Raw genomic sequence first — 16,327 nt, forward strand, 5'->3', positions numbered from 1 at the left:
TCTAAAACAAGGATTATTGGATATAGCATAAAATAAGAACCGTAGGTTTTACGGGGATAGCCTGTGGAGATAGTAGGTTACGAGGTCGTAGAAGCAGGAAAAGTTCTTGGATATACCAAGAAGCCCCCACTTCAGCGTAAGCAAGTGGAGGGAGAGTTCACTAAGATTGACAATTAATAATATATAAATTTTAAGCTTGAGTAAAAAAGCTAGCACATGAATAATCTATGTGCTAGCTTATTGAAATAAGACTAATTTGCTGGAATAATCAATTCTTGTCCAACATGAATCAAGTTAACGTTTTTAATATTATTCTTCTTAGCTATGTCAATGTATTTTACACCAAATTTATCACCAATTTTTTTCAATGTATCTCCACGTTTTACAACATAGAGATTATTAGGCATCTTAACTGCTGGTTTATTAGTTTTTTTAGCAGGTGTCTTAGTAGGTGTCTTTGATGGAGCAGAAGTAATAGTTTTATTTTCTGCAACTTGAATTCTTTGTTCAACTTTAACTGTTTTTATTCCATTCTTTTGAATGTAATTTATAAGAATTTCATCTAAACCAGGCATTTCAACAAGAACTTTACCATCTTTAAGCATAGTATATCCATCTCCGCCTGCTGATAAGAAATCATTTGTAGCTAATTTATAAGTTTTATTTAAGTCTAAAGCTTTTCCATTAATTTTAACATCAAATACTTTTTTTCCAACTTCTTTTTTAGGATCAAATTTGAATGTTATTCCAGCTACTTGAGGGAAGGCGCCTTTTGTTTTAGGATAGTCAGAAACACCATGTTCTAATGCTGCAAGAATATCTGAACCTTTAACTTCTTTAAGAACAAGATAGTTTCCAAAAGGTAGTACTGTGATAACATCTCCTTTGGTAATTGTACCTTTAGCTATTGAAGCTCTGATTCCGCCACCGTTTGTTATTGCAACGTCAGCCCCAGTTGCATCAACCATAGCATTTGTTATAAGGTCAGCAAGATTAGTTTCTTTTGTTCTTACATTTTCTCTTTCACCGTCTAATTTAATATCAGTTTTACCTATAACTACGGAAGTTATTTTTTCATTTTCTTTTTCAATTCCAGCTACAACATCAAGTACAGATTTATCTTCTGGAACAGAAACTGCTTGTTGTTTAGTAAGTAAAGAAGCTCTCATAGATTCTAATTTACTATTTTTAAATAATATGTTTACTTCGCCTAAGTTTTTGTCATATTCTCCTGTTTGAACTACTAAAGTTTTATTAATAAGTGTACCAGTAGGTAATGTTGTATGACTGTGTCCGTCTACTATTAAATCAATTCCTTTAACTTTTTCTGCAAGCTTGTAGCTTGAAGTGTTACCTTGAACACCAAGATGTGTTAAAGCTACTATAACGTCACATTTACCTTTTAATTCTGCAACCATTTTTTCAGCAGTTTTTGCAGGAGTTTCAAAAGTTAATCCCTCAACATTTTTAGGATGAGTCATAGTTGCTGTATCTGGAGTTGCAAGTCCAAATATACCGAATTTAACTCCATTGATTTCTTTTATAGTGTAAGGTTTAAGTAAAGTTTCTCCATTTTTTTTAACTACGTTCGCAGATACTACTGGGAATTTAGCCATTTTAGAAAGCTCTACAAGTCTATCTTGTCCATAGTTAAAATCATGATTTCCAGGAGTCATAGCATCATAGCCTATAGCGTTTAATACTTTTACTATGCTTTCTCCCTTATTAAGTGTAGCTATAGTTTGTCCATGGAAAGTATCTCCAGCATCTAGAACTAAGATATTTTTATTGTTTTCTCTTAATCTTTTAATTTCAGAGGAAATTTTAGCAAGACCCATACCGTCAAAATCTCCTGCTTTAACTCTAGAGTGAGTATCATTTGTATGAGCTATAGTTATTAAGTCATAACCAGTTATATCTTTAACTGTTACTGCTTTAACATTAGATGTTCTTCCATCTTCAGATTTTGGAAGTTGTAATTTATCTTGGTTTATTAATTCGGCAGCAATAGCTCTCTTATATGAATCCCATGCTGTACCTGTTATTTTCCAGTTGTTATCAACTTCAGCAGTTATAACACCTTTTTGAACATTTTCTATATAGTCTTTTATTAATTCTCTTATTGGAGTACCATTCTTAACATCTTTTTCTAAAAGCTTTGGTAATTTACCATCTTTAAATATTCCACCTTCAGCCTTTGAAAGTTGAGAATCGTATCTATAATTGTTTACAGCTAATTTTAATACATCTGTATCTTTTATTGGAGTATCATCTATTTTTCTTAAATTTACTATTCTATTTCCAGGTTCTTTGCTGATATTAATTTCATACTTAACACCTGAGAACATGTCGTAATTGTATCCTCTTATTTCAGGATTAAAGGATACAGTTAAATCTCCAGGTTTATAAGTATTATAGAAGCTAGCTGACCATTCCATATATTGTTTTAATTGTTTTCCTGTAACTTCTAATAGTTCTAGAGTATTAGAATATTTGTAAATTAAAGCTGCATCACATCTCTTTATTTGTCCTTGTTTCATATTGGCATCATTTCTGAAGCAAGCAGCTGCAGCAACATCTGCACCTGTATAGTGCATTTGTACTTTGTTAATTAAATCAATCATTGCTGTATCTTCAACTTGAGCTGTAGGTATTCCTTTTATTTTTTCAGGTCCTACTAAATCTCCATCTTTAAGTTCACCAATAACAGTTTCAGCATCTTTGATAGCTGTTTCGTGATATGTTTTTAATTTTGATGCTAGAGCGTTATCTGGCTCATAGTTTGCTTTTTTTGTTTTAGAATCTTGCATATATAGTAATTTTGAAGTTAAATCTTTTTCTTTATTTTCTACTGTATATTTTCCATTTTTCTTAGCTAATTTTATATCTATTTTAGCTAGGGTATTTGCATTATTTTTGTTTTCTACAAAAAGAACACCATTAAATACTTTTCCGTCAACTGCTTTATGTTCATGAGCACCTATTACAGCTGTAAGTTCTGGGCAAGCCTTTGCCAAATTCTCAGCAGAATCAGAATCCATATATTCTTTACCATCACTAGTATGGTTAACTGCTATCATAATGTCTACTTTATCTTTTATTTGATCTATTATTTTTCTTGTTTCATCTATAGGACTTGTAACTTTGTATTCAGTTAGTCTAGGACCGTCCCATCTAGTTATATTAGGAGTAGTCATTCCAATAATTGCAATTTTAACTCCAGCCTTTTCTACTATTTTGTAAGGTTGTCCAAGTGTTGAACCATCTTTAGTGTGAACGTTTCCACATAAGACAGTTCCTTTAAACTGGCTTATAACTTTTTTTAGTGTAGGAACACCTTTATTAAATTCATGATTTCCAAGAGTTATTGTGTCATAACCCATTTCATTCATGGCAATCATCATTGGATTTGTACCATTTAAGAATAAATCTTCAGAATTGCTTTCAATAATATCTCCAGCATCTACTAATAGAGTATTGGGATTAGCTTTTCTTAACTCTTTTACAGCAGTTGCTATCTGAGCTAAGCTTCCTGATTTATCTTCTGCATTTGTTGCATAATCATAGGGCATGAATCTTCCATGAGTATCACTTGTCCCTAGTACCTGTATAACTACTGTATCGCCTGTCTTTTCGGCGGCGAATACATTTACAGGGGTGATTAATGCAAAAATCATAAAGAAAGTTAAAACAAAGGATGTCCATTTTTTAAATTTTAAGCCTTTACACATCATAATACCTCCTTATATGTTAATATATTGTAAATATATTGTTAATTTTAGGTTATCATAGTAACATATTCTTGTAAATAGATAAATACAAAAATGTTTTATGTTTGTAAAATGATTATAGTTATTTTTTTACTGGGTATGATATAATACGAAAGTAACAAAGGAGGTAAATTAATGAATATATACATCGATTCAGATAACATGCAACCTGTTTTAGTAGTAGGAATAGATAAGGAAAAATCTAGTTTTCACAATATGGTTTTTAAAGTAGAAGAAATAGAAGAAGGAATAGTATCTTATTTAACAATTAAAGAAATAGAAGAACTAATTAAGGTTTTAATACCAAATATTAGCCAAGAGCAGTATAATTCTTTGGTGAAAAGCAGCACACCTTTATTATATTTAATCTATGACATACAAGAACTTTCGTTATTTTTAGCTTGTTCAGAAGTTATAGAAAATGTTAAGAATTATAAAAAAATGGAGAAAAATATATTACAGCGTGCAGCAACTGATTTTTCAATATTAATTTAGACGTTTATATAGGGTAAACTTAGCCACGTGTATTGATGTGCGATTTTAAAAGATATAATAAGAAAAAACAAGTATAGTATATATAATATGGTATAAAGGGCAAAATATAATGTGACAATATTTATTTTTATGATAAAATATTTTTCGTGGTCAAGAAAAATATATAAATTATTAACATGGGTCTATAGCTCAGCTGGTTAGAGCGCACGCCTGATAAGCGTGAGGTCGATGGTTCGAGTCCATTTAGACCCACCACTTAAAAATAAATATATGCGGGTATGGTTCAATGGTAGAACGTCAGCCTTCCAAGCTGAACACAGGGGTTCGATTCCCCTTACCCGCTCCATAAAAAAGCATCTCATTTCTGAGATGCTTTTTTATTATGCATTTTTTTTATTTTTAAATAATAATGTTGCTATTAAAGCTCCAATAATTGAAGGTAAAATCCATGCAAAGCCTTCACTGGCAAGAGGTAATTTATTTATTATATTTGCAATAGCAGCAGTATTAACACCAGCGGCTGAAGCACCATCATATAAGCTTACAATTAGTGTTCCTAAAACAGCACCTGTATACGCAGCTTTTGGTATATAGTCATCAAATATATTCATTAATATAAGTACAATTGCAATTGGATATACTGTAACTAACAAAGGTACAGCTAGTGAAACTATTTTTTCAAGTCCTACATTTGCAAATATTGTACTAAAAATAACAGTTATAATAACAATAGCTCTATAACTTATTGTATTATTGCTTAAATCGCTGAAGTAAGTTCCAACTGTTGATGTAAGTCCTATTGAAGTAGTAAGACAAGCAAGAGACACAACTATTCCAAGAGCTACTTTACCAAAGCTTCCAAATAGAGTGTTAGTTATAGCCATCAATAAATCTGCTTTTGGTTTATCAACAGGGAAAACAGAATTTGTGGAAGCTCCTAAATATATAAGTCCACCGTATACTAGCACAAGACCTATAGAAGCAATAATTCCTGCTTTTATTGTCATACCTATATGATCCCTTTCAGAAGCATATCCTTTAGATATAATTGAATTTAAGACTACTCCTCCAAAAAGCAATGAAGCTAAAGCATCCATGGTTTGATAGCCTTCAGTAAATCCTTTAGAAAGTGGGTTTATAGTCATTTCAGTAGTTGGAGTTCCTAGTGGAGCTACAATACCTTTAATAATTATAGCAAATACCATAATTAAAAGTAGAGGAGTTAGTATTTTAGCTATTTTATCTACCATATCAGATGGCTTAATTGCAAAATAAAGTGTAAGTCCAAAAAATATTATAGATGCAATAACAGGACTTATTGCAGGGAATAAAGGTTTTATACCCATTTCGTAGGTTGTAGCACCAGTTCTTGGTATAGCAAGTAACGGTCCTATGGATAAAATAATTATAATTGCGAAAATTTTACTAAAAACAGGATGTACTTTATCACCTATATGACCTATCGTTCCTCCTGCTTTTGATACAGCGACAATACCTAAAAGCGGCATTCCAATAGCTGTTAAGAAAAAGCCTAAACCACACACAATCCAATTTTTACCAGCTAAGAGTCCTAAGGATGGTGGAAAAATTAAATTTCCAGCACCAAAAAACATAGCGAATAATGCTGTTCCAAGTACTAAAATGTCTTTACTTCTTTTGTTCATTTTTATGCCTCCTTTTATAATAAAAAAATCTTTCGTCTCTAAGAATATATTTTATATTCTTAGGGACGAAAGATTAATCTTCGTGGTACCACCCTAATTTACAGTTATAGAAACTGTCTCATATTCAGATCGGATATAAAGCTTAAATTAAGCATCACATCGAACCATAGCCGTATATCGGTGGCAGCCGTCCGCATCTAATTGAAAAAAATTTCAAATTGGCAGCTCTGGAGCTACTAGTATATATCCCATTAACGCTAATTTTCACCAAACATTAGCTCTCTGTGGTTACGTAGAATATTTTTCTCTCCGTCATTGCTTTGATTTTTATGATCCAATTTATGAATTAATGATGATTATAATGGTATTTTAATGCATTGTCAATATAATTTAAAAAAATTGTGTATAATATGTAGAGATATCAAATATTATATTTTTAATAGTTTATTTGAAAATATAAATGCGAAAGATTATATTTCGTTACTTTGCTCAAAATATCCAGTTCTGTTGAACGTTTTAACATTAGTTTTTTATTTCAAGTATAAATTACTAATAATAAATGTAATGTAACATATACATATGTCTACAGGAGTATGATAATAATTTATAGTAGAACTTCTATATACAAGGAATGATAAAATTCAAAGAAATAGGAGAGAAGATATGTTTAAAAGAGGTTTAAAGCTTGAGCGTATAATTATAGTTGCAATTATACTGATTTACATAAATTTTCTTATGGTGGATTTACAAGGTGGAGATTCTAGAATGTTAAAATACATAAGCATACTTTTATGTTTTATTTTATCACTTTTTATAAGAGACAGAGGCAATGATAAAAGGGATACTAGACTGCTTCATGAGGCATTATTTTTTACTATTAGTGCAGATCTTAATTTAGTTATTTTAAATAACTTTATTTTAGGAGTTAGCGCTTTTTGCATTGTTCAGATAATTTATATAATAAGGCACAGTCGGAATATTTTTTTAAATAAAAGGGATATTGTATTGTTTTTGATTGAAGGAATAATTGTTTCTAGATTAGTGATAATGCTTAATATGCGTATTTATGAATATAAGGAACTATATATTATTGCATGTATATATTCAATTTTATTGCTTACAAGTGTTTTGATGGCTTTTGGAACTATAAAAAGAGTGTTTTATAGTAAAATAAATAGTTATTTTATTACAATAGGTATGATTTTATTTTTATTATGTGATATAAATGTAGGTCTTTACCATATAGGAAAAATCCAGTATATATCAGGAATCTTAGTATGGCTTTTCTATTTGCCGTCTCAATTGCTTCTTTCGTTAAGTGGGTATAAAATGTAGTTATAAGTTATTGGTAGGAATGAAGTGGTTTTTATGCCATAACGAAAGTGATTAGATTAGTTCAACTAAAATTAAAATGTAGTAAAAAACTACATCTGAATTAAGTTTCTCTTTATTTTGATATATGTTATTATTTATACATAAAACAGTTAGATAAAGGAGTGTATTATGAGAAGCATTTTTTTAGATACAGAAACTACGGGGCTTGTACCAGGGCAGATAGCTCAGCTTACGTATATAATTGAAGAAAATAAAGAATTAGTAGGAGCTAAAAATTATTTTTTCACAGTAGAAACTATGAGTATGCAGGCACAGCAAGTACATGGTTTTAGTTTAAACAGGCTAAAGCAATTATCTAATGGTATGCGATTTGAAAACTTATTTGATGAAATATATGAAGACATTAATGAGGCTGTATTTATTGCTCATAATGTTAAATTTGATAGAAAGTTTGTTGAAGCTGAGTTTAATAGGCTAAATAAAGACATGGGAGTTAAGAACTATTTTTGTACAATGGAATATTTTAAGGATATTTTAAAGCTTCCAGCTAAGAGGGGACAAAGCTATAAGAATCCTAGAGTAGAAGAAGTAATGAAGTTTTACAATATTAGTCCAAGTGAAGTTTTACAGAAAACAAAAGAAATATTTAAATGTGAAGATGTATCTTTTCATGATGCCAGATATGATACCACAGCAGTATATATGTGCTGCCTAAAATCAAGGAATAGAAAGATAGATGTATAAGAAAGCACTACTACGAGCGCTTTCTTATACTAACTATGTCTGATTCTTTTATATATGTGCTTTTGCTAACTAATTTTCTAAAATATCTTATTTGCTTATATTTAACTCCTTCCATTTCAAAGTCTTTAACGTCTATTCTGTCTCCTTTGAATGTTATAGGATCTTTAGAAGTTTTTAAATAAATATCTAGTTGCATTTTTACCTCCTTAGATTTTGCTATAAAAATTGTTGATATGATAATTATATTATATCACTAAAATATGATGAGAAATTAAAAAAGGTTGAAGATCTCAAAATTAGATTTTTAACCTTTTTTAATTATATTAAGCCAGCGTAATAAGGTAATAAGATGTTTAATATTTGGAGTATTTATTCTTGTTATAAATAAAATATCTTATTATAAACAAAATAAACAGTATAAGTAATAAAGTAGTAATTATTGATGCTTAAGTAATGATGGTAAAAATCATAATATTAAAATTATGTGATTTCATCAAATAAAAAAGTAAGGAGAAGACACTATGGAGCATAAGAATAATTGTCTAATTTGTGGAAAAGAACTTATTTATTCAGATATGGCAGAAGAAATGAGATGTGTTTATTGTGAAAAAATTCATGTATCAAATGTGAGATGTGAAGAAGGACACTATGTTTGTGATAAATGTCATTCTATGTCAGCAGTAGAAATAATAAAAAAATATTGCATAGATACGGATTTAGAAGACCCTGTTGAAATTATGATGAAGCTTTTAAAGCATCCTAGTATTAAAATGCATGGACCAGAGCACCATTTTTTAGTACCGGCAGTTCTTTTAGCTGCTTATTATAATAAAAAAGGTGATAAAATTAATAAAGAAGCTAAAATAATTGAAGCACAAAAAAGAAGTTCAAAAGTACCCGGCGGTTTTTGTGGGTTTTACGGTGCTTGTGGTGCTGCAGTAGGAACAGGAATTTTTGTGAGCATACTTACAGGAGCAACTCCATTATCTGGTGAACAATGGAGTCTTAGTAATCGAATGACTTCAAAGACTTTAAAAGTTATTTCAGAAAATGGTGGACCAAGATGTTGTAAAAGAAATTCTTATATTGCAGTAACTGAGGCAGTGAAGTTTTTAGAAGAAAATATAGGGATAAAATTACAGATAGTTAGAAATATAAAATGTATATATAGTAATTTGAATACTGAATGCAGAAAAGAACAATGTTTATTTTATCACAAATAAAAAAATGAGGTTTAAAGTTTCTGATAGATTCATTTTATGGTATTATTTTATAATATAATAAAATACATTAATTTTGGAGTTGTTAGGAATGAAAGAAGAAATAATTTTTAAAGAGGACACAAGAATAAAAGCAAAAAAGCCAAAAATGTACAAGGTTATTTTCCATAATGATGATTATACAACTATGGAATTTGTGATTGAGGTTTTAGTTAAGGTTTTTAATAAGAATCCTGCGGAAGCAGCGAAGATTATGTATGATGTACATAAAAAAGGACGGGGAGTTGCTGGAATATATTCATATGATATAGCTATGACTAAAATATCTCAAGTTATGGACATGTCTGAAGAAAGTGGTTTCCCACTAAAATTAAGTATGGAAGAGGAATAATTATGAAGATAGATAGTTTATTGGATGAAATTTTTACAGCAGCATATAGTGAGGCTAAAATAGCAGGACATGAGTATTTTACGCCAGAGCATATTTTATTTGCATCACTGTTTTTTGATGAAGGAACAGAACTTATAAAGAGCTGTGGTGGAAATATTCAAGATCTTAAGATGGATTTAGAAAATTATTTAAATGAAAATATTTTAAAAGTTGAAAATAGAGAACCGGTTCAGACCGCTGGAGTTCAAAACATAATATCTTCTGCAGCGGAGCATGTTTTGGCAGCTGGAAAGAAAAGTATAAAACTTGGAGATATTATAGTTGCTATATATGATGAAGAACAGTATTTTGCAAGTTGTTTTTTAAAGAAGCAGGGAATATCAAGATTAGATATACTTAATTACATTACACATGGTATATCTGTAGGAGAAGATTTAGACTCAGAAATCTGTATGGACTTTGAAGAAGATGATATGGAGGAGTTTACAGAAACTTTTGAGAATGAAAATGAAGGCAAAAAAGATATATTAAGTAGTTATACTGTTGAGTTAACAGAAAAGGCAAGAAAAGGTGAGTTTGATCCACTTATAGGAAGAAATGAAATACTAGCAAGAACAGTGCAGGTTTTATCTAGAAGATTAAAGAACAATCCTATTCATGTGGGAGATCCAGGAGTAGGAAAAACTGCTATTACAGAAGGTCTTGCACAATTAATAGTTGATAATAAAGTGCCAAATTCACTTAAAGAATGTAAAATATATTATATGGATATGGGAGCACTTTTAGCAGGAACAAAATATAGAGGAGATTTTGAGGAGAGAATTAAAAACGTATTAAAGAAAATGAGAAAACAAGGAAAAGCAATTGTATATATTGATGAGATACATACTATAGTAGGTGCAGGCTCCGTTTCAGGAGGAGCAATGGATGCATCCAATCTGTTAAAGCCCTTTTTAACGGATGGCAAATTGAGATTTATAGGTTCTACTACATATGAAGAATATAAAAAGTTTTTTGAAAAGGATAGAGCATTATCACGAAGATTTCAAAAGGTTGAAGTGCCTGAACCATCAAAAGAAGATACTTATAGAATTCTTCTTGGAGTAAAGAGTACTTATGAAGAATTTCACAATGTAATATATACAGAAGAAGCATTGAAGGCAGCAGTAGAATTATCTGCAAAATATATAAATGACAGATATTTACCAGATAAGGCTATTGATGTGATGGATGAAGTAGGGGCATATCATAGTCTTCAAGGGGAAGATAGTAAAGAAAAAGTTATTATTAGAGAAAGAGACATTGAGAAAATTGTATCCTCTATTGCTAAAATTCCAGAGCAAAGTGTTTCAACGGACGATATAGAAAAACTTAAAAAGATGTATGAGGTTTTAAAAAGTAAGATTTTTGGTCAAAACGAGGCAATTGATTCAATAGTTAAATCTATCAAAAGATCACGGGCTGGTTTTAATGAGGAAGGAAAGGCGGTAGCAAACTTGCTATTTGTTGGACCAACAGGAGTTGGTAAGACTGAACTTTCAAAGCAGCTGGCAGATTACTTAGGGATTCCTTTAATTCGATTTGATATGAGTGAGTATCAAGAAAAGCATACAGTGGCAAGACTGATTGGAGCACCTCCAGGATATGTAGGGTATGAAGAAGGAGGACTTTTGACAGATACTATTAGAAAAACTCCATATTGTGTACTACTTCTTGATGAGATTGAAAAAGTACATCCAGATGTTTTAAATCTGTTGCTGCAGGTAATGGATTATGCTACTATAACTGATAATAATGGAAAAAAAGCTGATTTTAGAAATGTTATTTTAATTATGACATCTAATGCTGGAGCTAGAGATATAGGGAAGACTATGCTTGGTTTTGGTTCAAGGGTTGTAGCGGAAGAAGCAATAACAAAAGAAGTTGAAAAGGCATTTTCACCAGAGTTTAGAAATAGACTTGATGAGATTGTTGTATTCAATGGTATAAATGAAGATATGGCACTTAGAATAGCTAAGAAGGCTGTAGCTCAGTTTCAAGATAAGCTTTTATCAAAAAATATTATGCTTAAAGTTACTGATAAATGTTATAAGTGGCTTGCACAAAAAGGTTTTTCAAAAACCTATGGAGCAAGAGAAATTATTAGAGTAGTTCAGCAGGAAATTAAGACTTATTTTGTTGATGAAGTATTATTTGGAAAACTTTCAGAGGGTGGTACAGCTATTATTGATATTGATGATGATAAAATTGTAATAAAGGCGGAATAGTGTATTTATACACTGCTCCGCCTTTATTTATATGGTTTACAAGAAATTCTGAATAATTATTTTACCTGCTGCAGCAAGAGACATAGTTATAAATATAGGCTTTATTAGTTTTGAGCCTTTATTTATTGCCAGAGAGGTTCCAAACTTTGCACCTAAAATCATAAAGAGAGCCATAGGAATTCCTATGGCATAATATATCTCCCCGTGGATTGCAAAAAGAATAAGAGAAGTAATATTACTTGTGAAATTTAAAAGTTTTCCATTACCAGCTGCTTGTACAAAATCAAATCCAAATATTTTTATAAGACCAAATATTAAAAATGAACCCGTTCCTGGACCGAAGAAACCATCATAAAATCCCAGAGAAAATGCTAGTATAATACCTAAGAGTATATTTGATTTTGTTGTACCTTTAAATTTATTTTCAATTCCGATAGATTTTGAAAATACGCTGTACACTCCTACAAATAAAACTAATACTAGAACTAAGGTTTGAAGTATTTTTTCATCAATTTTAAGTACTGTATTTACACCCATAACTGCCCCCAAAAATGTAAAAGGAAGCAAGTATTTGAGAAAATCCAAATTCACCTTTTTGGATTTTATAAACTTAAGTGAACTGGTAAGGGATGCACAGGAAGAACAAAATTTATTTGTTCCCAATGCTAAGTGAGGTGATATTCCTGATGCTAAGAAAGCTGGAATACTAATAAGTCCACCACCACCAGCTATAGAATCAACAAAAGCTGCTAAAAAACCTGCTGCACATAAAAATATTGTTTTAGTAATAATTGAAGTTGTTATCAAAAAAACACCACCTAATAATAAAAGTAAGTTAACACATAGTAAATATTGTACAATATTATTCAGAAGTTTAATAGAGAGTTTATTAAATTTATATTAACAGGTATTGAACAAATAATTAAATATATATTTAATCCTTTGACTAGTTATTATTAGGGCTTTATAATTAAAATATAAGTAGTAGTAAAACGTTTAAATAAGAAAATTTTATTTAAGAGAGGATAATATATGAATATAGCATTTTTTCTTACACCAAAAAGAGAGGTTATATGTGAAACACCAAAATCTACTATAAGACAAGCTTTGGAGAGAATGGAGCGTCATAGATATACTGCCATTCCACTTATTGACGATAAGGGTAGATATGTAGGCACAGTAACGGAAGGAGATCTGCTTTGGAAATTAAAAAATACTAAGGATCTAAATTTTAAGAATACTGAGAAAATTTTATTGGAAGATGTGCCTAGACATATGAAAAATAAGCCTGTACACATAAATGCTCATATTGAAGATCTAATATCACTTTCTATAAATCAAAATTTTATACCTGTTATAGATGATAATAAGGTTTTTATAGGAATAATTAAGAGAAGTGATATAATAAATTATTGTTATGATTTATTATATAATAAAATTAAGCCTAAGGAAATTGTAAAATAGAAAATAAACTGAATTAAACTTAAGAGTATTAATTACTTAAACAAAAGTAAAAAATAATTAATGGTGGTGTAGGGTATGAAAAACAATATACTTATTGAGGTTTGTGTAGACTCTGTAGAGTCAGCTATTGCAGCTGAAAAAGGAGGAGCAAATAGGGTTGAATTATGCACTAATTTAGCAGAAGGGGGTACAACACCTAGTACAGGTTGTATTGAATTAGTTAGAAGAAATATAGATATTGATTTAAATGTTATAGTAAGGCCTAGAGGAGGAGATTTTTGCTACTCTAATTTTGAATTTGAAGTAATGAAAAGAGATATAAGGATGGCAAAAAAGTTAGGGGTAAATGGAGTTGTAATTGGAATACTTAAGGAAGATGGAAACATAGATATACAAAGAACTAAAGAAATTGTAGAGCTAGCAAGACCCATGAGTGTCACTTTTCATCGTGCCTTTGATATGACTTGTGATCCTTTTAAGGCTTTAGAAGAGATTATTCAGTTAAATATTGACAGAGTTTTAACTTCTGGACATGAAAAAACAGCCTTTGAAGGTGAAAAGTTGATTTCAAGATTAGTAGAAAAAGCTGAAGATAACCTTATTATTATGCCGGGTGGAGGAGTAAATGAGGAAAATATAGAGGAAATTAAGAATATAACAGGAGCAAGAGAATATCATGTTTCGGGAAGAAAAAAATTTGAGAGTCCTATGATTCATAGAAATCACAAGGTGGTTATGGGAGGAGCAGGACTTCTAGAGTTTGAGAGAGCCATTATTGATTCTGAGCGTATTAAAGCTATAGTTAATGTAGGTAACTCATAAGGAGATTTTGTCACTAAAACCATATGCTATATCATTTCAATTTTCAGGAGGATGAATAGATGAATAAAAATTCAGTAAAAAACCTTATTTTTAAATTAAGTCATATTTTGGAGATGGCGTTAGCTGTGATAATATTAATTAAGATTTTATTAGGAATTTTTGACTTATCTAGGGTTATATGGACTTCTTATATAAGTGATATAGCAAATCCTGTTGCGTATTATGAAGTTGAAGCATTACTTGGGCATGCTCTTTTATTAGTTATAGGAGTGGAACTTGTTATAATGCTTATTGTACACACACCAGAAAGTGTAGTAGATGTTCTTTTATATGCTATAGCTAGAAAACTATTGTTGGTACCTAAGGATAAAGGAATGATAGAAGTTCTAATAGGAATAGTTGCCATAGCGGGATTATTTGCTGTTAAAAAATACTTGTTTACTAAAAAAGAAGTTTTAAAAGAAAGTAATAGTTGATACTGAGAGTGTGAAAATATAGAAACTAATAAAAGTCATTCATAAGGAATGACTTTTATTAGTATTTTATTGCTAAATCTAGATACAATAATTAATATACAAATAATTATTGTAAGGAGTGAGCAGTATGCTAAAATTATTTAATAAATACAATGGAGAATTTGGTTCTTTAGAAGTAGATTTTGAGGAAAAGAGAGTTAATGATGCTGTACAGTGGAAAATGATTGCTGATAAAGCTCACAATGATTCATCAGAATTCATACATATAACACGAAAAATGTTAAATGAATTATTTGATAGTGAAAGGATAGAATATGCTTTAAAAGATGAAGAAAGTTTAAAATATCAAGTAGAAAAGTATTTGAATTCTCAGGAGGGGAAAGGTGGAATGGATGTGGCTATAACCTATGACAATACGGAGAATTTCAATATGCATTTAGATTTTAATAATGAATCTACGGTGGTATAAATAAGGAATACAAAGTAAGGAGCTGTGGCAAATTGCTAAGGCTCTTTTATTTTGCACATATTTAATAAAAATCAATTGAATCTAAAAAAGAAATTTGTTTAACAATAGGGATTTGATTTTAGAAAAATAAAAGTATATTCTATAATAAAGTGAAACTTAATTTTGATGGAGTATTACAAGGGTTAGGCATGGGAAAAGAGTATAAAGATTTGGAGGGGAGTAAATGAGGATTTTTTTTATTTATTATATAATAGTTAATTTATGTGGACTTACTATTATGTATATTGATAAAAGGAAAGCACAAAGAGGAAAATGGAGAATTTCAGAGGCAAAATTATTTACAACAGCAGCTGTTTTTGGAAGTTTGGGAGTTATGCTTGGTATGAAAATTTTTAGACATAAAACAAAGCATTTAAAATTTATGTATGGAATACCTGCAATGTTTCTTATACAAGTATATTTAATTTATAAATTTAATCTAATGAATTATTAGAAAAATAATTATAAAAGGAGATCAGGTTATGGAGGGAGTAAATTCAATATTTTTACTGTACTTAGTTTTAGGAGTTTTAGCTGTTACTATCGTTGTTTCTATTATAAAAAAGGCTTTTAAATTAGTAATTTTTTTGGTGATGATAATTGTTGCTGTATCTGCCTATAATATTTTTATAAAAGGTGTTTCGCCTAAAGAAGAAATAAACAGTTACAGCATAGATATGAAATATGGAGAGTCTATTAAGGATTATACTGTAAAGATAAAGAATTCTGTAGATAAATTGACACAGATCATTAAAGATCAAAGCTTAGATGAAAATGCATTAAAGACAATAAATAAGGAGAATAAACTTTTACATACGTATCAAGAAGAAGTAGAAGCATTAAAGCATTCTGAAAAATTAAGTTTATTTCATGATAAATATTGTGATTATTTAAAAGGTGTTGTAAGTAGTTCTGATGCTACTGTGCAGGTAGCAAATGCAGCGGAAAATAAAAATATAAAAGTATTAACAGATACAATAAAAAAGCTTAATTCAGGATTAAGTGAATTATCTAAAATAAAGTTAGAGGATATTGCCAATAAAGCTAATTACCTAAGTTTCGTACAAACAAAACTTTATTAGTTTCCATATTATAGTTTCCAAAAAATAAATAGTGGATAATACCAAGCCTTGAAGTATAATTTTCTTACCACAAAAAAATTAAGAAAGGC

Annotated in this window: 16 protein-coding genes, 2 tRNA genes and 1 other annotated feature; of the genes, 14 read left to right on the forward strand and 4 right to left on the reverse strand. The window is 29.9% G+C overall.

Going from position 1 to position 16,327, the window contains the following annotated elements; all coding sequences use genetic code 11:
* Positions 1 to 251 precede the first annotated feature (251 nt).
* The gene (locus OIO11_RS13090; RefSeq protein ID WP_268071894.1) at positions 252 to 3,734 is read right to left on the reverse strand and encodes a 5'-nucleotidase C-terminal domain-containing protein; all 3,483 of its coding nucleotides are present in this window, start codon (positions 3,732 to 3,734) and stop codon (positions 252 to 254) included.
* Positions 3,735 to 3,905: 171 nt separating this feature from the next.
* Between OIO11_RS13090 and OIO11_RS13095 the strand changes: the two genes are divergently transcribed.
* The 3 genes from OIO11_RS13095 to OIO11_RS13105 all read left to right on the forward strand — a co-directional run bounded on the left by OIO11_RS13095 (position 3,906) and on the right by OIO11_RS13105 (position 4,611).
* Positions 3,906 to 4,265 carry a hypothetical protein gene (locus tag OIO11_RS13095; RefSeq protein WP_268071895.1) on the forward strand — a complete coding sequence of 120 codons (360 nt, stop codon included), beginning with the start codon at positions 3,906 to 3,908 and terminating at the stop codon, positions 4,263 to 4,265.
* A 178-nt stretch (positions 4,266 to 4,443) separates the two neighbouring features.
* Positions 4,444 to 4,520, forward strand: a tRNA-Ile gene (locus OIO11_RS13100).
* A gap of 17 nt (positions 4,521 to 4,537) precedes the next feature.
* Positions 4,538 to 4,611: transfer RNA gene (locus OIO11_RS13105), tRNA-Gly, on the forward strand.
* Positions 4,612 to 4,645: 34 nt separating this feature from the next.
* Here OIO11_RS13105 and brnQ read toward each other — a convergent pair.
* Positions 4,646 to 5,929 carry a branched-chain amino acid transport system II carrier protein gene (gene brnQ, locus OIO11_RS13110; RefSeq protein ID WP_268071896.1) on the reverse strand — a complete coding sequence of 428 codons (1,284 nt, stop codon included), beginning with the start codon at positions 5,927 to 5,929 and terminating at the stop codon, positions 4,646 to 4,648.
* Between the two features lie 58 nt (positions 5,930 to 5,987).
* Positions 5,988 to 6,254: a binding site (T-box leader), on the reverse strand.
* 338 nt (positions 6,255 to 6,592) lie between these two features.
* On the opposite strand from brnQ, the gene OIO11_RS13115 reads away from it, so the two are divergent.
* A complete protein-coding gene (locus OIO11_RS13115; RefSeq protein WP_268071897.1) occupies positions 6,593 to 7,264 on the forward strand; it encodes a lysoplasmalogenase family protein in 672 nt (223 codons plus the stop codon).
* A 168-nt stretch (positions 7,265 to 7,432) separates the two neighbouring features.
* The gene (locus OIO11_RS13120; RefSeq protein ID WP_268071898.1) at positions 7,433 to 8,008 is read left to right on the forward strand and encodes a 3'-5' exonuclease; all 576 of its coding nucleotides are present in this window, start codon (positions 7,433 to 7,435) and stop codon (positions 8,006 to 8,008) included.
* Positions 8,009 to 8,018: 10 nt separating this feature from the next.
* On the opposite strand, the gene OIO11_RS13125 is transcribed toward OIO11_RS13120, so the two are convergent.
* Entirely contained in the window at positions 8,019 to 8,204 is a 186-nt protein-coding gene (locus OIO11_RS13125) for a hypothetical protein (protein ID WP_268071899.1), read from the reverse strand.
* A 325-nt stretch (positions 8,205 to 8,529) separates the two neighbouring features.
* Between OIO11_RS13125 and OIO11_RS13130 the strand changes: the two genes are divergently transcribed.
* From OIO11_RS13130 to clpA, 3 genes are all read left to right on the forward strand, one after another.
* Positions 8,530 to 9,231 carry a DUF5714 domain-containing protein gene (locus OIO11_RS13130; protein WP_268071900.1) on the forward strand — a complete coding sequence of 234 codons (702 nt, stop codon included), beginning with the start codon at positions 8,530 to 8,532 and terminating at the stop codon, positions 9,229 to 9,231.
* Between the two features lie 88 nt (positions 9,232 to 9,319).
* Positions 9,320 to 9,619 carry an ATP-dependent Clp protease adaptor ClpS gene (locus OIO11_RS13135; RefSeq protein ID WP_268071901.1) on the forward strand — a complete coding sequence of 100 codons (300 nt, stop codon included), beginning with the start codon at positions 9,320 to 9,322 and terminating at the stop codon, positions 9,617 to 9,619.
* A gap of 2 nt (positions 9,620 to 9,621) precedes the next feature.
* Entirely contained in the window at positions 9,622 to 11,886 is a 2,265-nt protein-coding gene (clpA, locus tag OIO11_RS13140) for an ATP-dependent Clp protease ATP-binding subunit ClpA (protein WP_268071902.1), read from the forward strand.
* 36 nt (positions 11,887 to 11,922) lie between these two features.
* Here clpA and OIO11_RS13145 read toward each other — a convergent pair whose 3' ends face one another.
* On the reverse strand, positions 11,923 to 12,693 hold the full coding sequence (locus OIO11_RS13145) for a TSUP family transporter (protein ID WP_268071903.1): 771 nt from the start codon (positions 12,691 to 12,693) through the stop codon (positions 11,923 to 11,925).
* Positions 12,694 to 12,918: 225 nt separating this feature from the next.
* Here OIO11_RS13145 and OIO11_RS13150 point away from each other — a divergent pair, with 225 nt between their 5' ends.
* From OIO11_RS13150 to OIO11_RS13175, 6 genes are all read left to right on the forward strand, one after another.
* Positions 12,919 to 13,350, forward strand: coding sequence for a CBS domain-containing protein (locus OIO11_RS13150; RefSeq protein WP_268071904.1), 432 nt, complete (start codon positions 12,919 to 12,921; stop codon positions 13,348 to 13,350).
* 75 nt (positions 13,351 to 13,425) lie between these two features.
* Positions 13,426 to 14,172, forward strand: a complete 747-nt coding sequence (locus OIO11_RS13155; protein ID WP_268071905.1) for a copper homeostasis protein CutC — start codon at positions 13,426 to 13,428, stop codon at positions 14,170 to 14,172.
* Positions 14,173 to 14,231: 59 nt separating this feature from the next.
* The gene (locus OIO11_RS13160) at positions 14,232 to 14,648 is read left to right on the forward strand and encodes a phosphate-starvation-inducible PsiE family protein (protein WP_268071906.1); all 417 of its coding nucleotides are present in this window, start codon (positions 14,232 to 14,234) and stop codon (positions 14,646 to 14,648) included.
* A 127-nt stretch (positions 14,649 to 14,775) separates the two neighbouring features.
* Positions 14,776 to 15,117, forward strand: coding sequence for a hypothetical protein (locus tag OIO11_RS13165; RefSeq protein WP_268071907.1), 342 nt, complete (start codon positions 14,776 to 14,778; stop codon positions 15,115 to 15,117).
* A gap of 223 nt (positions 15,118 to 15,340) precedes the next feature.
* Positions 15,341 to 15,610 carry a DUF1294 domain-containing protein gene (locus OIO11_RS13170; RefSeq protein ID WP_442781303.1) on the forward strand — a complete coding sequence of 90 codons (270 nt, stop codon included), beginning with the start codon at positions 15,341 to 15,343 and terminating at the stop codon, positions 15,608 to 15,610.
* A gap of 28 nt (positions 15,611 to 15,638) precedes the next feature.
* Complete coding sequence (locus tag OIO11_RS13175) at positions 15,639 to 16,238, forward strand: hypothetical protein (protein WP_268071908.1); 600 nt, start codon at positions 15,639 to 15,641, stop codon at positions 16,236 to 16,238.
* Positions 16,239 to 16,327 lie beyond the last annotated feature (89 nt).

The organism is Clostridium sp. ZS2-4 (assembly GCF_026719745.1).
GTDB lineage: Bacteria > Bacillota > Clostridia > Clostridiales > Clostridiaceae > Clostridium_H.